Annotated in this window: 22 protein-coding genes and 1 pseudogene; 13 read left to right on the top strand and 10 right to left on the bottom strand. The window is 43.0% G+C overall.

The genetic code is table 11. The features are described from left to right. The first annotated feature begins 105 nt into the window (after positions 1 to 105). The 7 genes from ACFQ3J_RS08275 to ACFQ3J_RS08245 all read left to right on the top strand — a co-directional run bounded on the left by ACFQ3J_RS08275 (position 106) and on the right by ACFQ3J_RS08245 (position 8,669). Positions 106 to 1,731: a response regulator transcription factor gene (locus tag ACFQ3J_RS08275; RefSeq protein ID WP_091155894.1), complete on the top strand. Its 1,626-nt coding sequence runs from the start codon at positions 106 to 108 to the stop codon at positions 1,729 to 1,731. Then, positions 1,712 to 3,454, top strand: coding sequence for a sensor histidine kinase (locus tag ACFQ3J_RS08270; RefSeq protein WP_251583615.1), 1,743 nt, complete (start codon positions 1,712 to 1,714; stop codon positions 3,452 to 3,454). Before ACFQ3J_RS08275 ends, ACFQ3J_RS08270 begins: the two co-directional genes overlap by 20 nt. A gap of 161 nt (positions 3,455 to 3,615) precedes the next feature. After that, positions 3,616 to 5,274: an ABC transporter substrate-binding protein gene (locus ACFQ3J_RS08265; protein WP_251583667.1), complete on the top strand. Its 1,659-nt coding sequence runs from the start codon at positions 3,616 to 3,618 to the stop codon at positions 5,272 to 5,274. A gap of 194 nt (positions 5,275 to 5,468) precedes the next feature. Further along, the gene (locus tag ACFQ3J_RS08260) at positions 5,469 to 6,386 is read left to right on the top strand and encodes an ABC transporter permease (protein ID WP_251583668.1); all 918 of its coding nucleotides are present in this window, start codon (positions 5,469 to 5,471) and stop codon (positions 6,384 to 6,386) included. A gap of 31 nt (positions 6,387 to 6,417) precedes the next feature. Next, on the top strand, positions 6,418 to 7,353 hold the full coding sequence (locus ACFQ3J_RS08255; RefSeq protein WP_251583616.1) for a carbohydrate ABC transporter permease: 936 nt from the start codon (positions 6,418 to 6,420) through the stop codon (positions 7,351 to 7,353). Positions 7,354 to 7,408: 55 nt separating this feature from the next. Further along, the gene (locus tag ACFQ3J_RS08250) at positions 7,409 to 8,425 is read left to right on the top strand and encodes an endo-1,4-beta-xylanase (protein WP_251583617.1); all 1,017 of its coding nucleotides are present in this window, start codon (positions 7,409 to 7,411) and stop codon (positions 8,423 to 8,425) included. 52 nt (positions 8,426 to 8,477) lie between these two features. Then, positions 8,478 to 8,669 (top strand): hypothetical protein, encoded by a 192-nt coding sequence (locus tag ACFQ3J_RS08245; RefSeq protein WP_251583618.1) that lies wholly within the window; start codon positions 8,478 to 8,480, stop codon positions 8,667 to 8,669. A 62-nt stretch (positions 8,670 to 8,731) separates the two neighbouring features. Here the strand turns inward: ACFQ3J_RS08245 and ACFQ3J_RS08240 are convergent, their stop codons facing one another. Next, the gene (locus ACFQ3J_RS08240; protein ID WP_251583619.1) at positions 8,732 to 9,922 is read right to left on the bottom strand and encodes an FtsW/RodA/SpoVE family cell cycle protein; all 1,191 of its coding nucleotides are present in this window, start codon (positions 9,920 to 9,922) and stop codon (positions 8,732 to 8,734) included. 239 nt (positions 9,923 to 10,161) lie between these two features. Between ACFQ3J_RS08240 and ACFQ3J_RS08235 the strand changes: the two genes are divergently transcribed. Next, complete coding sequence (locus tag ACFQ3J_RS08235) at positions 10,162 to 12,375, top strand: stalk domain-containing protein (RefSeq protein ID WP_251583620.1); 2,214 nt, start codon at positions 10,162 to 10,164, stop codon at positions 12,373 to 12,375. Between the two features lie 216 nt (positions 12,376 to 12,591). Here ACFQ3J_RS08235 and ACFQ3J_RS08230 read toward each other — a convergent pair whose 3' ends face one another. Further along, entirely contained in the window at positions 12,592 to 12,690 is a 99-nt protein-coding gene (locus tag ACFQ3J_RS08230) for a YjcZ family sporulation protein (protein WP_379292577.1), read from the bottom strand. 177 nt (positions 12,691 to 12,867) lie between these two features. On the opposite strand from ACFQ3J_RS08230, the gene ACFQ3J_RS08225 reads away from it, so the two are divergent. Beyond that, the gene (locus ACFQ3J_RS08225) at positions 12,868 to 13,962 is read left to right on the top strand and encodes a threonine aldolase family protein (RefSeq protein WP_251583621.1); all 1,095 of its coding nucleotides are present in this window, start codon (positions 12,868 to 12,870) and stop codon (positions 13,960 to 13,962) included. Between the two features lie 267 nt (positions 13,963 to 14,229). On the opposite strand, the gene ACFQ3J_RS08220 is transcribed toward ACFQ3J_RS08225, so the two are convergent. From ACFQ3J_RS08220 to ACFQ3J_RS08200, 5 genes are all read right to left on the bottom strand, one after another. Continuing rightward, on the bottom strand, positions 14,230 to 15,495 hold the full coding sequence (locus ACFQ3J_RS08220; protein ID WP_091155920.1) for an S-adenosylmethionine decarboxylase related protein: 1,266 nt from the start codon (positions 15,493 to 15,495) through the stop codon (positions 14,230 to 14,232). A 255-nt stretch (positions 15,496 to 15,750) separates the two neighbouring features. Beyond that, a complete protein-coding gene (locus ACFQ3J_RS08215; RefSeq protein WP_091155922.1) occupies positions 15,751 to 17,082 on the bottom strand; it encodes an arsenic transporter in 1,332 nt (443 codons plus the stop codon). A 37-nt stretch (positions 17,083 to 17,119) separates the two neighbouring features. Continuing rightward, positions 17,120 to 17,272, bottom strand: coding sequence for a hypothetical protein (locus tag ACFQ3J_RS08210; protein WP_211753650.1), 153 nt, complete (start codon positions 17,270 to 17,272; stop codon positions 17,120 to 17,122). Positions 17,273 to 17,461: 189 nt separating this feature from the next. Continuing rightward, positions 17,462 to 18,121 carry a DUF2642 domain-containing protein gene (locus ACFQ3J_RS08205; RefSeq protein WP_251583622.1) on the bottom strand — a complete coding sequence of 220 codons (660 nt, stop codon included), beginning with the start codon at positions 18,119 to 18,121 and terminating at the stop codon, positions 17,462 to 17,464. A 235-nt stretch (positions 18,122 to 18,356) separates the two neighbouring features. Continuing rightward, positions 18,357 to 19,151, bottom strand: a complete 795-nt coding sequence (locus ACFQ3J_RS08200) for a hypothetical protein (RefSeq protein WP_251583623.1) — start codon at positions 19,149 to 19,151, stop codon at positions 18,357 to 18,359. Positions 19,152 to 19,499: 348 nt separating this feature from the next. Between ACFQ3J_RS08200 and ACFQ3J_RS08195 the strand changes: the two genes are divergently transcribed. Then, the gene (locus ACFQ3J_RS08195; RefSeq protein ID WP_251583624.1) at positions 19,500 to 20,552 is read left to right on the top strand and encodes a CotH kinase family protein; all 1,053 of its coding nucleotides are present in this window, start codon (positions 19,500 to 19,502) and stop codon (positions 20,550 to 20,552) included. Between the two features lie 124 nt (positions 20,553 to 20,676). On the opposite strand, the pseudogene ACFQ3J_RS08190 reads toward ACFQ3J_RS08195, so the two are convergent. Continuing rightward, a pseudogene (locus ACFQ3J_RS08190) lies at positions 20,677 to 20,823 on the bottom strand (DUF2243 domain-containing protein); the annotation flags it as partial. 317 nt (positions 20,824 to 21,140) lie between these two features. Between ACFQ3J_RS08190 and ACFQ3J_RS08185 the strand changes: the two are divergent. The 3 genes from ACFQ3J_RS08185 (at position 21,141) to ACFQ3J_RS08175 (ending at position 22,886) form a co-directional block, all read left to right on the top strand. Then, on the top strand, positions 21,141 to 21,584 hold the full coding sequence (locus tag ACFQ3J_RS08185) for a CBS domain-containing protein (RefSeq protein WP_091155928.1): 444 nt from the start codon (positions 21,141 to 21,143) through the stop codon (positions 21,582 to 21,584). Between the two features lie 78 nt (positions 21,585 to 21,662). After that, positions 21,663 to 22,484, top strand: a complete 822-nt coding sequence (locus ACFQ3J_RS08180) for a sugar phosphate isomerase/epimerase family protein (RefSeq protein WP_251583625.1) — start codon at positions 21,663 to 21,665, stop codon at positions 22,482 to 22,484. After that, positions 22,485 to 22,886 (top strand): NUDIX hydrolase, encoded by a 402-nt coding sequence (locus tag ACFQ3J_RS08175; protein ID WP_091155932.1) that lies wholly within the window; start codon positions 22,485 to 22,487, stop codon positions 22,884 to 22,886. A gap of 198 nt (positions 22,887 to 23,084) precedes the next feature. On the opposite strand, the gene ACFQ3J_RS08170 is transcribed toward ACFQ3J_RS08175, so the two are convergent. Together ACFQ3J_RS08170 and ACFQ3J_RS08165 are read right to left on the bottom strand one after the other, a co-directional pair. After that, the gene (locus tag ACFQ3J_RS08170) at positions 23,085 to 24,134 is read right to left on the bottom strand and encodes an ABC transporter ATP-binding protein (protein ID WP_091155935.1); all 1,050 of its coding nucleotides are present in this window, start codon (positions 24,132 to 24,134) and stop codon (positions 23,085 to 23,087) included. After that, a complete protein-coding gene (locus ACFQ3J_RS08165) occupies positions 24,131 to 25,672 on the bottom strand; it encodes an ABC transporter permease (protein ID WP_379292570.1) in 1,542 nt (513 codons plus the stop codon). Before ACFQ3J_RS08165 ends, ACFQ3J_RS08170 begins: the two co-directional genes overlap by 4 nt. Positions 25,673 to 25,898 lie beyond the last annotated feature (226 nt).

Raw genomic sequence — 25,898 nt, 5'->3', positions numbered from 1 at the left:
TTAATTTGACACTTAAATACATCGCTCATTACAATAAACACACCTATATGTAAACGCTACCATATAGGATAACGGTAAGTCAGCAATTATAAGGGGGGACTTTGGATGCAGTCTACATATACAGCTATATTAGTGGATGACGAGGTATTTACCCGCAAAGGATTAATGAAGATCGTTGATTGGGAATCATGTGGATTTCGTATCGTCGGAGAGGCCGACAATGGTGAAGATGCCCTAAGTCTGATTAGAGAATCGTCGCCTGATGTAGTTATTACGGATATTCGAATGCCCGTTCTTGATGGGATGGGATTAATCCGTCAGGTGATAAGTGAAGAGGAAAATGAAGGAACCAGACCATCCTTTATCATTGTGAGCGGCTATGATGACTTCAGTTATGCACAGCAAGCGGTCAGATATGGAGTTCATGATTTTATTTTGAAGCCGATTGATGAAGAAGAGTTCCACACTACGCTCAAAAAATTAAGTCTGCGTATTCAGCAGGAACGGACTGCAGAACATTTGAATCAAAGTTTGAATTCAAGTATGCTGATGGATCTCATCCTGAATGAGAAAGGAGAACCCGGTGCTTATCGAGAGTGGGAGAAGCGTTTAAATATGGACACGGGTGAAGAGATCTACTATGTGTTTGCAGAAATAAATGATATCTTCCATCTGTCTGCTGATAGACAGTCTGACATTATTCAACAATGCAAAGCACATATACTGAGATGGCTTCAGCATGTGACTTGTGCTGATCGTGTGTACTTGCAGGAGCACCGTAACCGATTTGGCTTCATTATAACGAAGCGAATGCTGTCCATGTTCAGTAACAATATACGAAATTTGCTGGAGCACCTTCAAACCGAAGTAAAACTAGAAGGACGATTGTTCTTATATACCGGTAAGCGTGTTCAAGGGATAGCGAGCATCCGTGAATCCTACGAAAGTGCTAAGCAGGCTTTGCTCTATAAATTTATTTATGATGATACAGGGATCGTCATCCTGGATGATAATCACCATTCAGCTTTAAAGTACCTGCCACTTGAAGAGCAAATGTATAGACGAGTCATGGAACAGATTGAAGAATCCGATATGGAGTCACTTCCTGTCACTATAGAATCCATGTTTCGGAGCTTCCAGGAGAAAAATTATGCACCAGAAGCGATGAAGATGAACATTCATCAATGTGTCAATCATGCTGTAAAAGTGCTGAAGGACATGGGAGGAGATGAAGACCGGCTAGATGCATGGGTTCCCATGACTTCCTGGTACGACCACAATCTCTCTTTGAAGGCAATCCGCGATTTATTCACGAAATTTGCTGCAGAGAGTGCACTCTATATCGCTGAGCTTCGCAAGGAGCAAGGAACACGGGGTATCCATAAGATCAAGCTATATATAGATAGTCATTTTCAAGACAATATCAGTCTCAAGAGCATTGCGGGTGTGTTCTACATGAATCCTGTGTATCTTGGTCAGCGGTTCAAAAAAACATATGGATTATATTTCAATGATTACTTGCTCCACCTTCGAATCCAGGAGGCAAAGAAGCTGCTTAGACAGACAGACTTACGAATTTACGAAATTGCAGAACGCGTCGGTTACGGCAATTCGGATTATTTTGTCACTCAATTTGAGAAGCTCATGCAGATGAGTCCTAGTGATTACCGCCAAGGTCTGCTGAAGGAAGGCAAGTCAGAGGAGAAACCACATGAAGCCAAGCCTGAATAATGTAAGGCTGCGGGACAAGATGCTGCTTCTTTATTTTCTGGCGGTATTCCTGCCGATTCTTGCAACGAATATCATCTTCTATACCAGGGTGACGGATAACGTAAAGAACCAGAGAATTCAAGATATCAACCTGACACTAACCCAGATAAAAAATGAATTCACCCGGGAGCTTCAAGATACACTCGAAATTTCCTCCGAATTCTACACGGATCACATGCTATACGAGATTATAGAAACATCATATCCTCATCCAGCCCAGTATATTACCGCATACGATTCTTACCTCAGGCGCATTTTGCATTCAGGAAGTGCAGTCTATAACACTGTTGAAGGAATAACGGTATATTCAGACAACCCTACACTCTTGTATTCCGGAGGGATTAGCCTTATAGATGATGCTGTGAAAAAAGAGCCCTGGTATGAACAGATCATGTCTGCAGAACAGACACAGCCGCTGATCATACGACATGGTGAGAATAACCAGCAGGGCAAGATGAGTGTTATTCGAAAGATGGATTATTATTACTCACAAAATGAATATACCAAGCTGCTCAAAGTCGATGTCCGAATGTCTACAATTCGTCAGATTCTTGGCAATCGTCAGCTTCAGGGGAATGTATATCTATTGAACGGCAGTGGGGAGATTGAGTATACGACGGATCCTCATGTCAATGTATCAAAGGGGGCTGTTTCCTATGCAGATATTGAGCTGCCGGATGAATATCTGGAGTTTCAGACGCCTTCATTTATGACGAATCATCTAAACAGCTGGACCATTGCAGCAGCAATCTCTAAAGATGTTGTTCTCTATGAAGTACGCCAATCCCGCAATTTTATCATTACCTTGACTTGCTTGAACTTCTTGCTGCCAACCATTGTGTTGATCTGGATCAGCCGTTCCATGAATGTTCGGCTCATTCGTATTCTGAAGCACATGAAGAGGGTCAAGAATCAGCATTATGACACCATTAACGATTCAGAAACGATCGATGAAATTGGTCAGCTTACATATGAGTTTAATCGGATGACGCTGCAGCTGAAGAGCTTAATTAATGATGTGTATGTGGCTGACATTCAGAAGAAAAATCTAGAGATTGAACGAAAGGAAGCTCAGCTTAACGCGCTGCAAAGTCAGATCAATCCGCATTTTCTGTTTAATACACTGGAAACGATTCGGATGCGCAGTCTCATGAAAGAAGAGGAAGAAACCTCAAAGATTATACACAACCTGGCCAAAATCTTACGTAATTCTCTAGTGTGGAAGCGTGACATGGTCACCTTGAGGGAAGAAGTGGAATTCATTCATTGTTTCCTGGAGATCCAGCGGTATCGTTTTGGAGACAGGATTAACTACGAGGTAATGATCCATCCGGAGGATAAAGACCGATTGATCCCCAAAATGTCGATTGTCACTTTTGTAGAAAATGCGGCCCTTCATGGAATAGAGCCTGTCAAGCATGGTGGCACCATCAAGGTCAATATGCAAGTGATTGACGACTTGATGTATTGCACCATAATGGACAACGGAGCAGGAATGCCAACAGAGCAGGTAAACCGGATTAATGCTTATATGTCGAAGGATGAGGATATGGGCGAGCGGATCGGGATACAGAATGTCATTTATCGTATGAAGCTGTATTATGGGGCGAATTTCAAATTCACGATCGAGAGCGAGCCAGGCATAGGAACATATGTATCTATAATTATTCCAGTAGATCCGTAAGGGATAGGATTTAAGTAAATTGAAAACAGTATGATTTCCTAAGTACTCACTATAGATTGCCTAGTAAAAGAGAAATTCTTTCTAAATTATAATGAAAGTGCTTACAAATTCATCGAGCTTTTCGAAAGGGGAAGGTCAGAATCGTGAAAAAGAAATTATGGATGAATTGTCTTACCCTGCTTCTCTCGGTCTCTATCGTTAGTGCTTGCAGCAGTGGGTCCAGCGGTACCAGCGAGCCCGGATCAACAGCAGGCAGTGAGGAAACAGGACAGGAAGAAAAGGTTACCTTCAGTTATTTCAATGCAGCAGCCGGTAAAGACAAAAATACGAATGAGACAACGATCGGCAAAATATTCGAGGAACAAACCGGTGTCAATTTCAAGATGGAGCATCTGGTCGGGGATGAGAACACGAAAATAGGAACCTTTATCGCGAGTAATGAGTACCCGGATGTTCTTGTTCCAGGTGCATCAATTGACAAACTGCTGGATGCAGGTGCATTTATTCCGCTGAATGACCTCATTGATGAATACGGCCCTAACATCAAGCGTGTCTATGAGCCGTACTACAACTTGATGAAAGCAGAAGATGGCAATATTTATTTCCTGCCGCTTAGTGCTGTGGTTGGTGATTACATATCTGCGCCAAACATTGAACAAGGTGCCTTCTGGATTCAGCGCCGAGTGCTCAAGGAAGCCGGGTATCCAGATATCAAGACATTTGATGACTATTTGGCCTTAATCAGAGATTATGTGAGCAAGCATCCAGAGGAAGATCTGACAGGCTACTTGTCACTAACGACACAAGATAAGTTCTTTGCCTTTACCAATGCACCGATGCATCTCGCGGGATATCCGAATGACGGTGGAGTCATTATCGACATGGAAACGCATCAAGCCAATGACTATGCGGATGATGATATTACCAAGCGATACCTGCAAGAGCTTAACAAGCTGAACAGCGAAGGGTTGTTTGATAAATCCTCATTTGTAGACAACTATGATCAGTATCTGGCGAAGCTTGCCTCGGGCAAAGTCCTTGGATTCTTCGATTACCGCTGGCAGGCAGGGCAAGCGATGAACAATTTGCGTGAAGCGGGCAATGATGATCTTGAATACATGGCACTGCCGATCGTTTATGACGAGAGTATTAAGGACCAGTATTTGGATCCGCCTTCCTTTGTCAATAACCGCGGTGTCGGAATATCTGTCAGTGCGAAGGATCCAGTTCGTATTATTAAATATTTTAATAACCTGCTGACCGACGAGAACCAAGTGTTGTCTAACTGGGGGATTGAAGGCGAGACCTACTCCATTGATGAGAATGGACGCTTCTATCGGACAGAAGAGCAGATTGAGAAGACAAACGCGGATGCATTCCGTGAATCATACGGTTTCAAATATTTTGAATATAGCTGGCCGCGCTACGGTAATGGTTCTTCCTTGCCGGATGGTAACTCCGTAGGAGCAGGCCGTCAGCCGGAAGTTGCACAGATGTCTTACAGTGAGGGAGATAAGAAGCTGCTGGAGGAATACGACATTGCATCCTTCTCCCAATTGTTTGCAGACCCAGATGATCGTCCTTGGTATCCAGCGTGGAGCATTCAGATCGAGCAAGGCTCTCCTTCTCAGATCTTCACTCAGAAGAAGTCCGATCTGCAGAGAAAGTATTTCCCTCAGCTCGTGCTTGCGAATCCTTCAGACTTTGAATCCCTGTGGGGAGAATATGTCACCGAGTTTAACAAGCTCGGTGCAGCAGATTATGAGCAGCTGATCACGGAAGAGGTAGCGAAGAAAATTGCGGTTGTAGAAGGTCAATAATCAAGGAAAGGCGGGCCGGGTTCTCTTGATACGTCTTGGAACCCGGCCTTACATTGTCTTCGGATCAGGATTTGTATAATTTGATGTGATCATTACATACCCTCACGGTGAAGAGGAAAGGAGCAGGGACCATGGAAAATGCCATCACTCCGTCGTTAGATAAAAAAACACGGCGCAAGCAGAGGGCAAGAAGAATGACTCCAGGCACATTTATGAGAAAGCTTGGACAGCAGAAAACACTCGTATTCATGTCGGTACCGTTCTTGATATGGCTCATTATCTTTAAATATCTGCCACTATGGGGCTGGAGCATTGCATTTCAGGACTTTAAACCGGCAAAAAAGATCCTAGATCAGGAATGGGTTGGCTTCCAGCACTTTGCCTTTTTGTTTCAGGATGAACATTTTCTAAGAGTTATGCGCAATACGCTTGCCATGAGTTTCATCAATCTGGTGCTCGGATTTGTAACAGCAATTACACTGGCCATTCTGCTGAATGAGCTTCGTAATGTGGTATTCAAGCGTTTTGTCCAAACGGTCAGTTATTTACCTCACTTTATATCTTGGGTGGTAGCTGCGAGTATTATCTCGACCGCATTATCCGCAGACGGCGGTATTGTGAATGAACTCCTGATGTGGACGGGTCTAATTAATGAACCGATCTTATGGCTCGGCAAAGGTGAATACTTCTGGGGAATTCTAGGAGCTTCGGAGGTATGGAAAAATGTCGGCTGGAACACGATTATATATCTTGCTGCGATGACCATGATTGACCCTGCCCAGTATGAGGCGGCAGAAATTGATGGAGCAGGGCGGTTGCAGCGGATTTGGCATATAACACTACCGGGACTTAAGCCGGTCGTTATCATCTTGCTTATTATGAATATCGGTAATTTGCTGGAATCCGGATTCGAGCCGCAATATCTGCTTGGAAATGGAATGAATGTGGATTACTCAGAGAATCTGGATATTTTTGTACTGAAGTATGGGATTCAGATGGGGAATTTCTCTTTATCCATTGCTGCTGGTATGTTCAAGACGATCGTCAGCTTTATTCTATTGTTCTCGGCGAATTCCATTGCGAAAAGAATGGGTGAAGATCGACTGTTCTAGATCGTTCAATCTATATAAGGAGGATTATTGTATGGCTAAGTCATTGAACGTAACCAAAACCCATGCCCGGTTCAAATCGCCTTCAGATCGGATATTCGATACACTGAATATATTGTTCATGCTGCTGATTATGGTTGTAACCCTATATCCATTTCTAAATACGCTGGCGGTATCGTTCAATAATGCTACAGATTCGGTAAAGGGCGGGATTTATTTATGGCCGAGAGTATTCACATGGGAGAACTACAAATATGTGTTTAACGAAGCGACCATATTTCATGCAACCTTAATCTCCGTACTTCGTACTGTGGTTGGCACTGTAACTTCGGTATTCTGCTGCGCTATGGTTGCCTATACGATCAGCCGCCCGGAATATGTACTTCGTAAATTCATTTCGATCGCATTCATTCTCACCATGTATTTCAGCGGGGGACTGATTCCGAACTTCCTCCTGATCCGAGAGCTGGATATGCTTGGAACCTTCTGGGTATATATCATCCCAGGACTAATCGGAGTATTTAATGTCATTGTAATCCGTTCTTTTATCGAAGGGCTTCCCGAAGGAATATTGGAATCTGCGAGAATTGACGGAGCAGGGGAGTTCACGACTTTCATGAAGATCGTATTGCCGCTGTGTGTACCCGTACTTGCCACCGTGTCTCTGTTCACTGCGGTAGCACAGTGGAATTCATGGTTTGATGTATTCTTATATAACTCGTCTAACACTGAGTTAAGCACACTACAATATGAACTCATGAAGATATTGCAGAACTCGAATACTTCAATGAACTCCGGGCAGGATTATGCCAGCCAATTCTCGAATTCAGAGGCAGGAGCAAATCAAGTTACACCTACTTCCATCCGGGCTACGATGACCATCGTAGCAAGTGTACCTATTATACTTGTCTACCCTTTCCTTCAAAAGTATTTTGTGAAAGGGATGACCCTTGGTGGAGTAAAAGGATGATATACTCAGTGTATGTGCAATGAAGACGCTTAACCAAACAGGAGGAATGAAGGCGATGAACCCTAATGATATCACAAGCACACCATCCTTAAAGGAAGCATTCTCTGAGCATTTCTTGATCGGCGCAGCCGTTAATCCCAGAACAATTATTCATCAGAAGGAGCTGCTTGCTCATCACTACAACAGTTTGACAGCGGAAAATGAAATGAAATTTGAAAGTGTCCATCCATCAGAGGATACCTATACCTTTGAGGCGGCGGATCAAATTGTGAGTTACGCTCGGGAGCATCGGATGAAGCTTCGGGGACATACACTTGTATGGCATAACCAAACGACCGATTGGCTATTTGAGGATAACCGTGGAGGATTATGCAGCAAAGAATTGCTCTATAGCAGATTACAATCTCACATTGATACCGTAGTCAAGCGATATAAAAATGATATCTATGCTTGGGATGTTGTTAACGAGGCGATATCTGATCATGAAGATGAATGGCTCCGGCCATCCAAGTGGCTGACGATTGCTGGAGCCGAATTCATAGCCAAGGCCTTCGAGTTCGCTCATGCGGCCGATCCCGATGCACTCTTGTTCTATAACGATTACAATGAGTCCAATCCGGTTAAACGAGACAAGATTTATAAGCTGGTCAGAACCTTGCTCGATCAAGGAGCTCCAATTCATGGTGTAGGACTGCAGGCACACTGGAATTTATACGATCCGTCGCTGAATGAAATTCGTGAGGCGATTGAGAAATATGCAAGTCTTGGTGTTCAATTACAGCTGACCGAGCTGGATGTATCCATGTTCAAATTCGATGATCGAAGAACGGATCTCTTAGCGCCGACGGAGGAAATGCTTGAGCTGCAGGCACAGCGCTATGAATCAATATTTGGGCTGCTGCGAGAGTACAAGGATGTAATCAGCTCGGTTACGTTCTGGGGAGCAGCAGATGATTACACTTGGCTGGATGATTTTCCGGTGAGAGGGCGTAAGAACTGGCCCTTCCTGTTCGATGAGCAGCATCAGCCAAAGCTGGCATATTACAGTGTAATGAATAGAGCATTAACGTGAAAATATGGTATTATTGCAGTGAATGAACAACATTGACTGTGGAGCTGACAGAATGCGTAACAATAAATGGAACAAATATGTAGGTATCGGCTTTGTACTGGTGGGCCTGCTCGTCATGACGTTAACAGGGAGAGATCAATTTATTGGGGTTGTACCTATACTAATTGGTCTTGTATTTGTAGGGATTTATGCAGCAAGGACCTTTAAAGAAGTGCGGAAAACGATGAACAACCATGACGAGTAAGCATGTAGGATGTGCAAGGAACTCTTCCTGAGAATATCAGATAGAGTTCCTTTTTTTATTACTTATAATGAGCGTTCCTTCTGCTCCATGAGATAAGAAGAGTGAGGATTCATAAATAGATCCTCAGGTTCTTCATCGTATAGCCGAATGCTCAATACTACACCCATGCAGGCCATATTAATAAGCAATGAAGATCCTCCGAAGCTGAGAAAAGGCAGAGTAATTCCTGTCAGCGGCATCAAACCGATAAACATCCCAATATTCTCAAATATTTGATAGAGCAGCATGGATACGATTCCCACAATGATAATCGGACCTTCCGTGCGTTTACACTCCAGCGCAATAGTAATGAGTCTGTGAACGATAATGAAGTACAGAAATAAAATAACCGATACACCAATAAATCCAAACTCCTCTGCGGCTACTACGATAATGGAGTCGGAATAGGTGTAGGGGACAAAGCCTGACTGAATGTATGCACCTTGAAGGAAGCCCTTGCCAAATAGTCCGCCTGAGGCAATAGCCAGCTTAGCATTGTTGGTATGGTAGGTGGCATCCTTGCTCGCTTCATCGGGAAGGAGCCAAGCATCAAAGCGATCCAGCCAATGCTCTTTGTCTATATTCGTCAAGAAGCTGGTAATTTCATCATGAAAACCGATATACGATTTGATTCCTCCATACACGAGCAAGGCGATGAGCAGCATAATCAATAGGGTATGCATATTTTTCATATTGCCTATCCATAGAATACCCAGCAGAATAACAACATAGCAGAGTGCGTTTCCCATATCATTCTGCACCATAACGAATGCGAAGGGAACAAAGGTGAGGAGAGAAATCGGAACAACGTCTTTCCAGAATAAGAGCTCACGCTGCTTGGCTGCAACAATCGCGGCAAGACTAAGAATCAATATAAATTTAAATATTTCTGCCGGCTGTACACTGACAGGGCCTAAGTTGATCCAGCCTTTGGCACCATTAAGGACGTCTCCGTAAAAAGCGATATAGAGAAGGAGCAATAAGCCTGCGGCAAACAGAATCCAATGATATTTAATGAACAGCCTGTAATTAACAAACGCCGTCCCAAAGAGTACGACAAATCCAAGGATATAATAGAGCAGCATTGTCTTGTCAGAGCCGGCCATGATCGGATCAGACTGAATGCCGCTGTGAATGAGAAGAATGCTCGTGATCATAAAAAAGCATAAAATGATAACAATCGTCCAGTCTATTTTCTTGAGATGGGATAGCATTGTTTACTCCTCTCTATTTGTTATCTCTTCTATTAAATTATAGTGCAGACATCTAATCTTTACCAATTGCTAGAGTGCCTGCATCCAACCTTACTTACCTATATGAATCAGACAGGTCAGGATATTATAGTGGGAATTAGAATTATATAGAATAAAATTAGAAACTTTTTCCGTTACAGAGCGTCTAATACTATGAATTTTAGAGGAGAATAGAAAAATAGAACAGAAGGAGTCAAAGAATGAAACTGAAGAAACTATCCATGCTAACCGTCTTGGCCTTGTCACAGATCGCTTCAGCTATCCCGGTTAGTGCACAATCCAACGTTATTAATGCTCCACAAGAATCGGACGTGAGCGAAGTTCTCGAGCAGAGTCTGACATCTCAAGAGTCTGGAAACGAAGCTGCCATAACTGATCAACAAGGTGCTCAAGGGGAACTTGAAAATAACAGTTCTGCCGATACGGATGAGTCAGCACCATTACCAAACGCAGCTTCTGGGACTGAAACAGGTGAGGAGTCTGGGCCGCCTGCAGAAGTAATCGACAATACGGTTACGAACGAACCTGTACCTGCGGCTTCCGCTAATGAGCTGATACTGCACTTTAACAGCACGAAGATGGAGCAAGGCGGTCAAGTATATAACGCACCTCAGCCAATGCAAGTCAAGAAGGGCGTTTCGTATGTTCCGATTCGTGCGCTTGTTGACCGTGTTGGATATAAGGTGACTTATGACAAGAGAACCAAAGAGACTATTATCACGAGTGGAACCAACGAACTGCGTTTCAAAACCGACAGCAGCAAGTATACGGTTAATGGAGTTTCGAAGACGATGAAAGGCACATCCTTCCAAACGAAGAATACCTTCATGGTACCGCTGACAGCGATTACTCAAGCACTTAATATATCTTACAAAGTAGACAATGTGGGCAAGCGTATCATTATGGATGTGTCGGTTAAGCCTGTTGCCAGGTTCACAATTCAGGAGAAGGAAATTTATGCAGGCCAAACTACACTCAATTATGTGACGGAAGCGATTTCACCTTCAGGACTTGAGATTGTTAACGAACGCTGGGAAGGAAGACAGGATATTTATGCTGAGGCAGGCGAGTACACCATTACATACATGGTACAAGACGAGAACGGTACCTGGAGTGATCCTTACAGCCAGACGATAACCGTAATCCAGCCTAATCTGCCGCCGGTTGCTATGTTCACGACGGATAAGGATGAATATCGAATGGGCGAATTCATTACAATTACGGACCAGAGTACGGATGACGGTCAAATTGTGAAGCATGATTGGAATAATAAAGCCTATGCGCATTTCACACCGGGACCCAAAACAATCAGCCTCACGGTAACGGACAATAAAGGATTGACGTCTTCCTATGAGAAGACGATTATTATCACTGGGGAAACACTCTATTCGGCAGATGACTTTAACAAGCTGCTTCTGCCTCCTGGCGAGAAATTCTCATTTGACGGATCTAATGTGCCTGCTCTGCCAAAAATCAACTACTCATATTATGATGAGCCTAGCACACTCATTCGCAGTAACAGTCCCGAAACCGTTAACAGCGAAGGAATCGTATATAAAGAAACCTCTGTGGGCGACACCCGCTTTATGATTCACCATGTTAACAATGTGGGCAAGAACGTGAAGATGTATGTAGTGGCGACGAACAAGAATGCCACTAAGGCCACAATTACGACAGAGAACCTTGGTTTTGCTGGCCCGACAGGTATCGCAACAGCAGCGGGTAAGAAATCCGTTTACAATTATTTCGAATCCATGCAGAATGGCTCCAAACAATCGATGCTGACGCTGGAACCAGGAGAGAGCAAGCTGGTGATGACAGAACTCAGTAAGACGAGAATGAAGCAAGGAGATGTCATCTCGTTGTTCTCCGATATGCACAGCGATTATCCGATTGAGTACAATGTCGTTATGATTGATGAGAAGCTTGATCCGCTTACAGTGCTCAGTGAGCTGCCAGTTCTCGATCGCGATGGTGTGCATAACCGAGGAACTTATCCGAATTCGACTCGTGTCATTCGTTATTCTGAGTATGTTGGAGATACAGCGCAGCGTTTGGCTCTAGGGGATAATCAGGACGATCCAAATCTTGCGGGCACAGATCCTATGCTTGGTGTTGAAGCATCCAACACGGGTAACTTCGGTGTACTGTACAAAATGACATTCGATAACGTAGCTGCCAATACCCTGATCTCCTTCAATCCGCGTGGAGGCAAATATTCCGGGTATGCGATGGTGAACGGAAATATTACGGCGATCTATTCTGCTGGACAGGTCAGCGCACCTAATGAGCAGGCGATATTATACCGTACAGGTGACTACAGCCAAAAAGTAGAAATTCTGTTGACCGCAGCACCAGGAAGTAATTTGCCTGTTAATCTGCTCTTTACACCGCTGCCAGAGAAAAAAGAATAGTTGAATTAGTTTCATAACTTAACAAAAAGCAACTAACGGTAGTATGAAAATGATTCAGTCAACTTGAATTAACAAACAGCCACCGATCCTAGAGTACAAAGGATCGGTGGCTGTTTGGCGTTATTGGATACCGAGCATCTAAAAAGAGTCTTAGCTAGAACACGTTTCTAGTTAAGACTCTTTTCTATTTTATGAAATGCTATGAGATGCTCTAGATCAATACCATTTGAAAGTTTTAGCGATAATGACCAGCAAAATGAATAATACGAGGATTCCTCCGATGGTGAAGCCGTGGTTTCCGCTTTCGTAGTTCATGCATCCACACCTCCTTTGCTGGTTTTAATAGTATTTTATGCAATTTTTGAAGATTTGGATTACGCTGGTATCTATTTTTAATAGAGTTGAATCTATTTCACTCCGCGACCGTTCTTATGATATGTTTAGATCACAGAGCTTGATGATTTCGATATTTCTACTACTGGAGGACGAGAGATGGAACAGTACAACAATATGACACTATCAGAAGCATACAACAAGAGTGAATATCCCATTTTAGGTAATGGTAGATGGAATATTCAGATGTTAAAGGATGCATTTGAGCATATGGATGGGGATATAGCGGGAGACCGCTATGGGACAGGAAAAGTGATTGAAGATTTTGAACGTAAAATTGCTGATTTGTTAGGTAAAGAATCGGCAGTGTTCTTTCCAAGTGGTACGATGGCACAGCAGATCGCTATGCGGATATGGTCAGATGAGAAGGACAGCAAAATAGTCGCGTATCATCCACTTAGTCATTTAGAGATTCATGAGGAAGATGGCCTCAAAGAGCTGCATCACTTGGAGCCTCTACTTCTCGGAGAAGAGAATCGTCTTATTCGATTGCAGGATGTCAAGCAACTAGGAGGAGAAGTGGCATGCTTGCTGTTAGAACTGCCGCAACGTGAGATTGGAGGTCAGCTTCCAGCGTTTGAGGAGCTCATGGAAATCTCAACCTATTGTAAAGAACAGGGAATTCGACTGCACCTCGATGGTGCTCGATTGTTCGAAACAATTCCTTATTATGGAAGGCCAGCTGCTGAAATATGTGCGCTGTTTGATAGTGTTTATGTATCTTTTTACAAAGGAATTGGCGGTATTGCAGGTGCGATATTAGCAGGACCTGAAAATTTCACGACACTATCCAAAGTATGGAAGAGACGGCATGGCGGAGACTTGATCGGGTTATATCCTTACATTCTGAGCAGCGATTATTATTTCAATAAACGGATAGATCGAATGACGGAATATTATAACCGGGCGAAGGAATTGGCCGAATTGTTCAATCAGTGCACAGGAGTTAGAGCCGTACCACAGGTCCCGGTGACAAACATGTTTCATCTTCATTTTCATATGTCTGCTCGCGAGCTGGAGACCATATTAATCGATATTTATACAAAAACAGGAGTCGGCCTAATTTCGTTCCTGCGAGAAGTTCATGATCAGGAATGCAAGACAGAGATTAGTATTGGGGATCGTTACGGTGAGGTGCCGAAGGAACGACTATACCAGGCGATTCAATTGCTTCAAGAGAAAATGATAAAGTAAATCTTGAAATCAATGTAAGTAGAGAATACAGTGACAGCGGAGTCGAATGAGCATTAATTGAACTGCTGATCAAGTTTGGAGAGCAGAAGGAACATAAAGCGAAGAGCATTGATGATTCTAGTCAGCTTGTTAGTCATCTAGAAAAGAAACGACATCTACAAGCTGCCGAATGTCAATGCTCTTTACTAAACAGCTAACAACTTAAATGCAACCAAGTAATACTATGGTAATAATTAAATACTGACCTGGAAATATGACTGCAAAACACTAAGGTCTAAATTTTCTCATTCGATCAAGGAGAAGACCATCTGTGGATGTATTTTCTCCCGTCACAAAATTCTCCATATAATAAGTCAAATATTGACCGTAAAGACTTTCAGTGCTTAGAAGAAGCTCATCAATAAAGTATATTCCATTCGGAAGGTCATCCTTAAGGAGTGTACACAAGGCACCGTAAATACCGCAAGCGACTTGAAAATAAGTGGCATTCGTATGATAGATAGGATAGATCTCCTTACTGCTTAGTACGTTATACATATACCGTTCCTTGTCTGGATATACGAGCAGAACTCCGACTAAATCCTCACCGCCAAGTTCACCATCAGCAGGGTCCAGTACTACATGTTCCCAATCCCACAGATCATCCGCATTTTCCAAGTTATTACGAATCGTATCGATAACGTAATCGCTGACCCGATATATGAAACCCGTTTCCATATCGAATTCTTTTCCTAAGGTGAGTACCTCTTCGTGAGCCATTAGCGAGCCATAAAACTGTTTGGCTCCTAACCTCACCTTAAATTCCAGCTCATAAACAGGAGCATGCATCGTTATTGGAAACTTGTATTTCATATACAATGGATAATTGATAAGTGCTTCATCTAGAAAACATTCCGGAGACCAAGTAGAATAAATCGTCTGTTCTTTAATATGGGATGGATCAAGATACATGGTATTATCATGCTCCACAATGTAACAAGCAAGCGGTTTAATATCCGGTGTTTCCTGGATCAATCGGATAGCCATCCATTGAACTACGCCAGGATTCATTCCAGAACCAATAATGGCCTTGTAGGGAGAGATGGTGCTCAAGCCTTCCATGAACTGCTTGTATCGTTCAAGCAGCGTATAACCGTTCAGAATTTCCAGTTCGTCAATGACCGGACTTTCCAATGCGGTATTGATATATGCTACCCCTCTAGCCTGGCAGCAATTTAGCATATCAACCGAATCCGCCCAAGAAACATCAATCGCATGTGTAGTACCGGTTACATCTAAGTGTTCCTGGAACTTGTCCAAATCGGTTAAATCGAACTGATGGAGTGTAGCATGAATCAGCAGCTGCGGCATGAAGGATGCATAGTATGCCTTGTCTTTCTGCTGCAAATCTATTAAATGAATTTGACATTGGTGTATATAGGAATGGATAGGATCATTGGTATCGCTGTAGCTCTTCTCTAGTATAGATAATATAGCTCTGGAAACGCCTCCAGCACTGCCAAGAATGCTGATAACGGTTTTTATATTTTTCATGAGTATACCTGCTCCTTTCTATAAATTAAGATATTCATAGATTGCTAGAAAAGAGTGTTCATATACACATGCTAGGAGCGGATTTTTTGGATACAAAATATTTGTGGCTTAGTCTAAATATGTGTGAAGAGCAATGAAGATTCAATACAGATTGTGGATTCACCAGGATTAGTATCTACAAGCTGCCGAATTTCAATGCTCTCTATGAGTTTAATCATTCAATGTTGGCTTTAAAACGGTAAGTTTACTCAAATATCAGTATAACCACTGTACCCAAACGGCTAACAAGACCAGTGTAACCACTAAAGTTATTGGAATCGTTAGGAGGGTGACTCTGATATAATCCTTCCATTTAACCTTAACGTGATGCTGTTTAAGGATATGAAGCCATATTAACGATGCTAGGGTTCCCATAGGAAGAATGAGAGCACCTATGTCGCTTCCAATTACACTGGCCAGATAAGCAATCTTAAGTGTAAGCGGATCAAGACTCATTTCCGTGAGTGCCATCGTTCCTACCATTAATGCCGGATGATTGTTAAACATAATAGACAACAATGAGAGCAGTCCGCCCATCCATAGACTGGCGTTAAGCAAATCAGCTGCAACAATAGGCTCTATAAATCGAATCAATAGATGGGTAAGTCCAATATTATGAAGACCAAATATGATGACATACATGGCAAAGGCAAAGACGAGGATATGCCACGGAGTCTTTCTTATCAAATCCTTAGGTGTTATCTTCAATACAAACCATCGCCAGGTTAATAGAATGACAGAACCAAGTACGGCGACCATTTCGATTGGTATTCCGACATAAGAAGCAACAAATAAACTAATACGTACCATAAATACAAACAGTAGGACATTAATCATCAGTTTATTTCGCTTTTCTATGGAGCTATACTCCATTTTTGGACCCAGCGGGTGTTTCCCAATCCCACTGTGTTTAAATTCTTTAGGAAGTTCCTTCCTGAAAACGAAGAAGAGAAGAGTTACGAGCAGGAGCAGACCAAGTGAGGCTGGCACAAACATCATAAGAGTGTGCATATATAGATCCATATCAACAATCTCAAGAGCTATTAGATTCACAATATTGCTTACGCCGATAGGAGCACTTGAAGCTGTTGCGATGAGTGCACCGGATAGTAGATAAGGTATTTTTTCGTGGTTCTTAAAACCGAGACGTTTCAATAGGATCAATAGAATGGGGGTCGTTATCAGAATGCTTCCATCATTGTTGAAAAAAAGTGTCATTAGAAAACATAGCAGATTTACATACCAGAACAATCGAACCCCTGAGCCCCTAGCTCTTGCTGCAAGGCCTTCTGCCGCCCAGTTGAAGAAACCGAAGCTTTCTAAGATAATCGCCATTACAATGGTAGCAAGAATAGTTATAGCCGCACTGCTAATGGTGGTCGTGATTGTAAACAAATCTAAATAAGTTACACTTCCGCTCAAGACGACCAGCAGAGCACCAATAGAAGCGGGGATTGCTTCATTTAAGCCTTTTGGACGCCATATAATCAGCACCATTGAAAAAATAAAAGCAGCGATGGTAATTGTAACAGTTGCTGAACCGAGCAAGTTTATCACCCCTTTTTGGTCGGATTAGCATGGGAGTTTACACATCAGATTTCTCCGCAGCCATAACACTGATCAGGGCAATTTTTTCCTTCATTGGTTCTTCTGATGAAGATTCCAAGGATTCTATCTTGGGTGGTGCTAACAAGAAATATAATCCACAGCCCGAGATTAAAATAATAATGAATTCCATCAACCATATCACCTCCTAATAATTGAAACTTCATTCGATTAGTTACCTGTCAATTCAAAACCGATAGATACACTTTATCAGCTGCGTATCCACTCGGAGCTAGTAGTACAAGGAGCCCGTTCTCAAGTTGAGCAACGAGCTGTTTTGTTATACGATCACTTGTGCAGGAGTCAAACAGTTAGCTTCATATTATGGTAGATGAATGGTCTTGATATGATCCGTATGCATGATAATTGAGGAGCCGGCCGCTTCTACAATCTCCATAAGATTATTGTCTATTGCTTTGAGCAAGCCAGCTCTATGAGGACTATCTTGCAAATTGATAGTAACCAGCTCACCCTTCAGCTTCTTGAGCTGCTGATCCAGGGTTCTTGATAGGGACATTGAAGTAGGTTGTATAGGAAAATACTCCTGGCTTAAAGAGAATGGCCTGACATTTGGCGGGTAAGGGATAATGTATTTTACATGCTCCACAGAAACATAGACAGATCGGTGTAGAGGAGAATAGAATACAAAATAATCATTCATAATACTGGTCACATATCCATGTAGTGCCTTGTCCCCTACTGATATTTCACTGAAGATTCCTCTGGCATGCATTAATATTTTTCGGTATGAGATGTTACTGTGATCTAAGGAAGGATCCGGTGGTTCTTCAGTAACCGTTGAACTGTTATCTGATAGTCTTAAATACTGAAGGTGATGTAACGGAACATAAACATAGCGAAAATCCCCATATAGTACAACAATATCATTGCCAACATCAATAACTTCTCCTTGAATAAGGTTCTTGCACCCTGAAATACTGAGCTCAATTTGCTTGCCTAACCAAGAATCGATAACTTGCACGATATACCTCCTTTCGAAGCGTTTAACCTAATTTGATGTGTGAGATAGCATTCCTTTATTTGATGAAATGTTGTTAGGGAGGAGGTAACTGATATTATAAGGTACTAGAGCTGCACTGCGTTGAAGTAATCAATAACCCTATGGTCAGTGCTGAGATATATATAGTTCGAGTAGGTCACCTCCAAGGTGTAGGGTATCTTAATAAGCTTATATTATAGAAGAAATTCAGTGCATTTTATTTGTTGTACGATCGTTTGTTGTTAGAACCCTTCGATTTATTACCGCGAGATTGGTGTGCACCTTGTTGGCCACGAGATTGATTACCGCGAGATTGGTGTGCTCCTTGTTGGCCACGAGATTGATTACCGCGAGATTGGTGTGCTCCTTGTTGACCACGAGACTGATTACCGCGAGATTGGTTTGCACCTTGCTGGTTGCCACGAGATTGATTACCGCGAGATTGGTTTGCACCTTGTTGGCCACGAGATTGATTACCACGAGATTGGTTTGCACCTTGCTGGCCACGAGACTGATTAGCCGCTTGCTGGCTGTTTCCGCCACTTTGATTGTTTTGTCCTTGATTTCCTTGGGAAGAATTGTTATTTCCACTATTCCCGCTACGTAAAGCAGATACAGATTTAATATGATATAGTGGGATTCTGACGATTTCTTGGTTTTTCATCGTCAGAATCAATTGGTTTTGATTCGCATCTGCAAGAACACCTTCTAATTTTTCAGGACCGCCACGGTTAATTTGTATCTGTTGAAAACGAAGTGCTTCCATGACACCGAGGAAAGTGTTAGCAAAGATTGGGGTAGCCAGGTTTCTTGCAACTCCACTAGTACGTCCTGTATCTGTGATGCTTTTAATATGAGAGTCTTTCACATAGACCAGGCCATTCTTGGTGTTTATAACCATGTGGTCATATCTAACATCCATTAACGTACCTTCGATAGCATCAGGACCGCCACGATTAATCTTTACGCCCTTTCCTATGAGACCTCTCATTCCTTGATCATAAAGAGCCATTGAAAATTTCCCCTTCCATTACATAAATTAATAGACTAGAAGAGCGGATGTAGGAATACTCCCCTTCATTTGTCATTCAAGTCTATCTGTAATTTAATAGTATGTAATTTCATATAGAAGGGGACTAGCCAAACATACATTTATGTCGTAAAAACGGCGCTTATCTATCAAATTGATGCCATATTTAATAGATAATGGTTCGTGATATCTGTACATCTGGGGTAACTTACCGTCATATTAGATTGCTTGCGTTGCTTGAGATATCTGTAACCTAGAGCATTTTCCTGAATATGATAAATGTTATATGCCTAGATATAACGACTTGTTTCAAGTGAAAGGCGGAGAACAATGGCACTTCCTATATATCGCATTACCATCCCCGATAAAGAGCATGAGGAGTTAAAGGCGGATATATGGTCAAACCGCTTTGTCAGTGGTCAGATGAATGTAGATCATAAGCAGCTGCCGATTCGAGTAAGGTATCGGGGAGGACATACCAGGGAGTATGAGAAAAAATCATACGAAATTCGTACGAGAAGTAGAACTTATCATTTTAATGCAGAGTTTGACGATCCTTCTTTGATTCGTAATGCCTTATCATTTCGTTTTTTTGAATCTATAGGTGTTCCCGCACCTTCATCCCTTCATTGTCATTTATATCTGAATGGTGAATATAAAGGGATATATTTACGGCTCGAGGGAGTTAAAACTCCTTTTTTTCGAAAGAGGAATTTGTCTGTACAAAGTATCTTTTATGCAATTAATGATAATGCAGGATTTTCGGCGGATTCAGTTTCGATTCTTCACAGTAGAGGAGAACTTCGAGGATACAGCATGATAAAGGGAACAGATGCGGATAAAATGAGGTTAATAACATTTATCCAAAAATTAAACACGAAGTCCAAAATGGACTTGTTTCGATATATTAACAGCCGAGTCGATGTAAATCTTTACCTGCGCTGGCTTGTTGGTGCAGTGCTTACCGGAAATTATGATGGTTTTCATCAGAACTATACTTGGTATGAAAATAGGAAATTAAAGAAATATCGAATTATTCCATGGGATTACGAGGGCAGCTGGGGTAGAAATTGTTATGGAAACAAAGTGGACGTCGATTTGGTCAGAATTAAAGGCTACAACACGTTGACCGGAAAAATATTAGCTTACCGAGTGTTTCGAAATGAGTATAAGAAAATGCTGAAGAAGCAGCTAGTTCATTCATTTACGAAGAAGCAAATAATGAACCTGGTAAATCCCATTTATCAGCGTATTGAAGATGAAGTTCCATTAGATCCATATTTTAAATGGCCGATAAGCATGTTTTATTCTGAACCTGATACTATACGTAATTATGTAGAAGAACGCAAGGAATATATACTGGAGGAACTAAAGAGTTTATGATATCTGTGCCTTTCCTGTCTTTGATATAAAGGCTCTCGGGCTAACGGATTTGTACCAACCATAACATCGTATAGTGAAGAGGAGAACATCAACCACGTCTCCTCCATAATACATAAGCATAGCCCCAGTTTCTGCCTGTGAAATATGATGAGTGAAGCCGAAATAACCCTCCGATGGCAGCAAACCAGCTGAAGGCATGAAACAAACCGTCGGATATGCGCCCAATTGAAGTAGTTGATTTATCACAGAAATGATGCCAATGAATAAGTCTAACCAGAAAGAATCTTCTGCAAACTCTAAAATGAAACCCATCCCACATTAAATTATATATTTTCAACATATGAAAAATTCAAAATAGAAAGATCGAATTTACCTAGAAACTTCACATTAAATCAGATACTATAACTTTTCTTATATCAGATGGTTATTAGAATAAGAGAAGTGTCTCACTTCGGAGGTGGTAGGATCTATTGATTTCGGTGTGAACAATTACGCCTTTTTTGTAGCAAGAGTATATTATAAAGAATAAGAATAATAATGTTAGACTTATTTACGATGTGAAAATCTGCTTGAGAAGGAGGCCGGAAGATGAAGGCGCATGAAATTATGATCAGCCCCGTATATAAAGTGAAGGAAAGTGACAATGTTGAACAGGTCATTCAGAGATTTATCGATCATCGGATCAGTGGTCTTCCGGTAGTGAATGAACGTAATGAAATTGTTGGTTACATAAGTGATGGAGACATTATGCGTTATATAGGCAAGAAGGATGATATGTTTATATATACATATTCCGTCAATTTGAATTATGAGGAATATGAAGATCGCGTCAAACAAATTATGAAATTGAATGTGATGTCCATATGTAAGAAGAAAGTGATAACCGTATCCTGGAATGAAGATATTGAGATCATAGCGTCGATTCTTGGAAAAAAACAAATCAAGAAGCTGCCAGTTCATCGTAATGGAGTACTTGCAGGTATTATCAGCAGAGGCGATGTAATTCGCCATTCCTTTCAATCCCTTTTGTAGTTCTGGGATTTGATGTAGGATAGATATAAGAAATCTCCTTATCTTATACTTATCCAAGCTAGAAAGGGTGAAGTGAACGTGAAAAAAGGGCTGACGAAAGCAGGTATTGGTCCAATTGATGATGTCTTGTTCATACAAAAAGCGGCAGAATATGGCTTTGAAGCCGTTGATCTGGATGCCAAGCAGCTCGTTGATAAGAATGGGCTGGAAAGAGCGCAGCAGCTTCTAAAGGATCATGGCATGATCATTGGATCTATAGGTCTCGACGTAGAATGGCGCGGCACAGATGAACAGTTTAAGCAAGGATTAGAGGGTCTTACCCTATCGGCTGCTTGTGCTGAACAGCTTGGCTGCAAGGCTTGTACTACATATATTTTACCGTCCACAGATGAGAAAGCGGCTTCATTCATGGCTAGAAGCATCTCTCGACTAAGATTATGCGCTGAAGTGCTAGGGGCATACGGCATACGCCTCGGTCTTGAATTTGTTGGGCCTCATCATTTGAGAACCGCATGGAAGCATCCATTTATTTGGACTGCAGAAGAAACGCTGGAGATGATCGATGCGATGGGGATGTCCAATGTAGGGCTTCTTGTTGACTTTTACCATTGTCATACGACAGGCTTGACTCCGAATGATCTGCTCCGGCTCAAAGAAAATCAAATCGTTCATGTACACATAAACGATGCCTATGATCTCCCGGTAGAACAGCTTCTTGATAATGACCGGACATATCCAGGGGAAGGTGTCATCGATTTGTCCGGCTATTTGAACAGCTTGGCACTAATCGGATATCATGGAGTTGTATCCCAAGAAGTTTTGTCTCCGGCACAGCCGGAAGGGACATGGGATGACTTATTAGCTCGCTCCCAAAGCGGATTTGGAAAGGTGTTCAAGTAAATGACAACTACAATAGATAAGATTGCATGGATTCACTTGCTTAATGGACAAATCTTGGGTGCTCGCAGTAGAGGCAAGGATACTTATTATTTACCAGGCGGCAAAAGAGAATCAGGTGAGACTGATGAAGAAACGTTAATTCGTGAAATTAGAGAAGAGTTATCTGTCGAAATACTTAAGGACCGTATTGAATTATACGGTACGTTCGAAGCTCCAGCACATGGCAAATCGGAAGGAATTCAAGTGATGATGACCTGCTACATGGCAGAGTACGAAGGTGTCTTAAGTCCTGAATCTGAGATCGAGCAGTTAAAATGGTTGAATTATGCAGATCGGAAACAAGTGTCAGCAGTTACACAGCTTATTTTTGACCAGCTTCATAAAGAAAATCTGTTGAAATAGTATTTTTAAGGCCCGTTCGGTAGTTTGAACATTACCAAAACCTTCTGGATCAACTATCCAGAAGGTTTTTGCCTCTTGCTTCAAATGAATTCTTTGCGATATAAATGAGTCCCGTCCACTGCAGGCCATGCCTTATGCCATCCCGATCTGCACTTAATGTCACGTAGGGAGGCCAACTTTCGCACCGCTTCAAGGTTGTCATGCTCCTTCACCGCCGAAGGATGATAAGTTCAGGCTGACTTGTTCGTTCATGGAGAAGGGCAGCGGGGAGATAACCTCCCACCGGCCGGCCTCGCTTTGAATGTCATAATGAAACTCTTTTCCCTGGAACTGCACATTCACGATTTTACCGCCGATGCCCGGCTGCAGGTGCGGTTGCAATTGAAACTGGTCTGGTCTGACAGGATAGATGCCGTTCACTTTGAAGTAGTCGGCAACGTTGATCCCGGACCAAGACACGTTCTCGCTGCCTTTCGGCATAAATCGGTTCGCTTCCCAGTGACCGGTGACTAAGTTGGATTTCGATACAAATTTCGCTACAAACTCAGTCTGAGGTCTTAAATAGATATCTCGCGGCGTACCTGCCTGCTCAATCCGACCATCTTTCATGACGATGATGCGGTCAGCCATGGCAAGGGCCTCGCCTTGATCATGCGTAACATAAACAATGGCAGATCGGGTATTGCGATGGACTTGCTGGATTTCACGCCGCATGTCCATGCGCAGCATGGCATCCAGGCTACTAAGTGGTTCGTCCATTAGCAGTAGCGACGGCTCAGGTGCGATGGCTCTTGCTATCGCAACCCGTTGTTTTTGTCCCCCAGATAGTTCGTGGGGCATGCGATTCGCCAGATGAGATAATCCAGAAATATTTAGTACTTCTTGAATACGGGACTGCTCATTGTTTTTGATATGTGGCGGGGTGGACTTATGCGTTCGGATCGGGAACCGGACATGTTCAGCTACGTTCATGTGGGGCCAGAGTGCAAAAGATTGGAAGACCATGCCGATCCGACGTTTTTCTGGAGGGAGCAGTGTGCCTGCCCCGGCTACAACGTTGCCGTCCATCGATACTTCACCGCTGGTGGGCTGCTCGAATCCAGCCAAAATGCGCAGTAGAGTCGTTTTTCCACAGCCTGATGGCCCAAGGATGGCCACGAATTCTCCATCCGCAATCGTTAAATCAATCGTGTGCAGTGCTTGAAAGTTGCCGAAGAATTTGCTTACCTGTTTAATCTGGATGCTCATGATTTCTTCACTCCCTTGTGTGAGGCCCAGCGCTGAACGAGCAACAGAATGATGCCTCCTGCTGCCATGAGTGCAACGATCAGACTGGACAATGCGGTAGAATACAGGGTGTCCCCTGCTTGTTCAAAACTGAAGATAGTTACGCCAATGGTCTGAGATCCGGAGGAATACAGCAGGGCGGACACGGTAAGTTCGGTCAGTGCGGTTAAAAAGACCAGCATGCCCCCTGTTAACATGCTCGGCAACAGTAATGGCAGCAAAACTGCAATCCATTTACACCAAAACCCAGCACCAGAAATCCGAGCAGCCTCTTCCATTGAGGAATCCAGCTGCATGAACGACGCAACGCTGGAACGAATTTGCAAAATCAAGAATCTGCAAATATACGCAATAAACAGGATTGACATGGAGCCGTAGATGCCCGGATTCCAACCGGGGATCGGTTCCATCCAAACTAAGATGATGGAGAGAGCAAAGACGATGCCTGGTAAGGTATAGGGAACTGCAGTAGCAAGTTCAGCTGTTTTGTTGAAAGCATTTGGCCTGCGAACCCTTATATAAGCGAATCCAGAGCCGATGACCAGGCAGATCAGCATCGTAAGCAGGGACAGCACCAAGCTGTTTTGGATGGACTGCAATACACGCTCATTTTCAAAAAGGATGTACCGATAATTGTCCAATGTCATGTTGGCACGCGTTAGACCCAAACCATAGGCTCTTTTCAAAGACATTGAAATCATTGAAGCAAGAGGAACGATGGTGATTAAGAGCAAACCTGTCCAAATGACCCAAGTCAGCGGTTTGCGCATGCGTCCCAAAGTGTATCTCGGTGTAAGGTCGGGTTGCATCGTATCCGAAGCGTGGCTTTTGCGTAAAAGAACCCATTGTAACAAACTGCCCACCACTGCGGCCGCGCCCAGTAAAACGGAGAGAGAGGCACCACGGGCAAAGGCGGATGGTCCAAATCCGATAACTTCCTCGTAAATCAGCGTGCTAAGCACCGAAATATTTACTGGCGTGCCCAGAAACGCCGGAATGCCGAAATTGTCGAGCGAAGCCAGAAAAACCAATAAACCCCCAGCGGTCAAACCAGGAAGGGCAAGCGGAAGCGTAATTTTACGAAACACTTCGAACCTGCTGGCTCCACCCGCTCTGGCAGCCCACTCCAGGTCACGCGGGATCTTTCGCAGTACATCCAGCGTGAACATGTAAACCAGTGGAAAATGATGAATGGCCATGACGAAAATGATGCCGCCCAAGCTGTACATGCTCCACGGGGCCAGGTCTGGGTGGATCCATTGAAGTAAACTGGCAAGCCAGCCTTGGGATCCAGTAAAAGAAGACCAGGACAATGTCAGTACATAAGAAGGCAAAATGAAGCAAAGCATGATGCCCATATGTAACGCCGATTTATTTCGGATATCCGTATAGGCAACGACCCAAGCCAGCGCTATGCCAAGCACAAGTGCGAACAAGGTAGATCCGACTACGATATACAAGGTATTGCGGATGGTCGTCCAAAAGCGCCCTTGCTGCAAGATTTCGCCGTAATGAGACAGCGTCCAACCATGTTCGCCCTGAAAACTAAGCAAAATTAATTTCAGGATGGGATAGACAAAAAAGATAAGTATAGCAGCGCCACCAAGCAAAGCGCCCAAGTGACTCCAGCGAAGCTGGCCAAGCAAGGCGGAGAAGGGCTTACGCCCTTTTCCGCCTTGCCACAAGATGGTGCTCGTCTTCGATTTTTCCATATCTAACCGCTCC

Source organism: Paenibacillus provencensis (assembly GCF_042678545.1).
Taxonomy (GTDB): Bacteria; Bacillota; Bacilli; order Paenibacillales; family Paenibacillaceae; genus Paenibacillus; species Paenibacillus provencensis.
The sequence above is the reverse complement of the archived record's forward strand: the minus strand, read 5'-3'. Positions and strand labels throughout refer to the sequence as shown.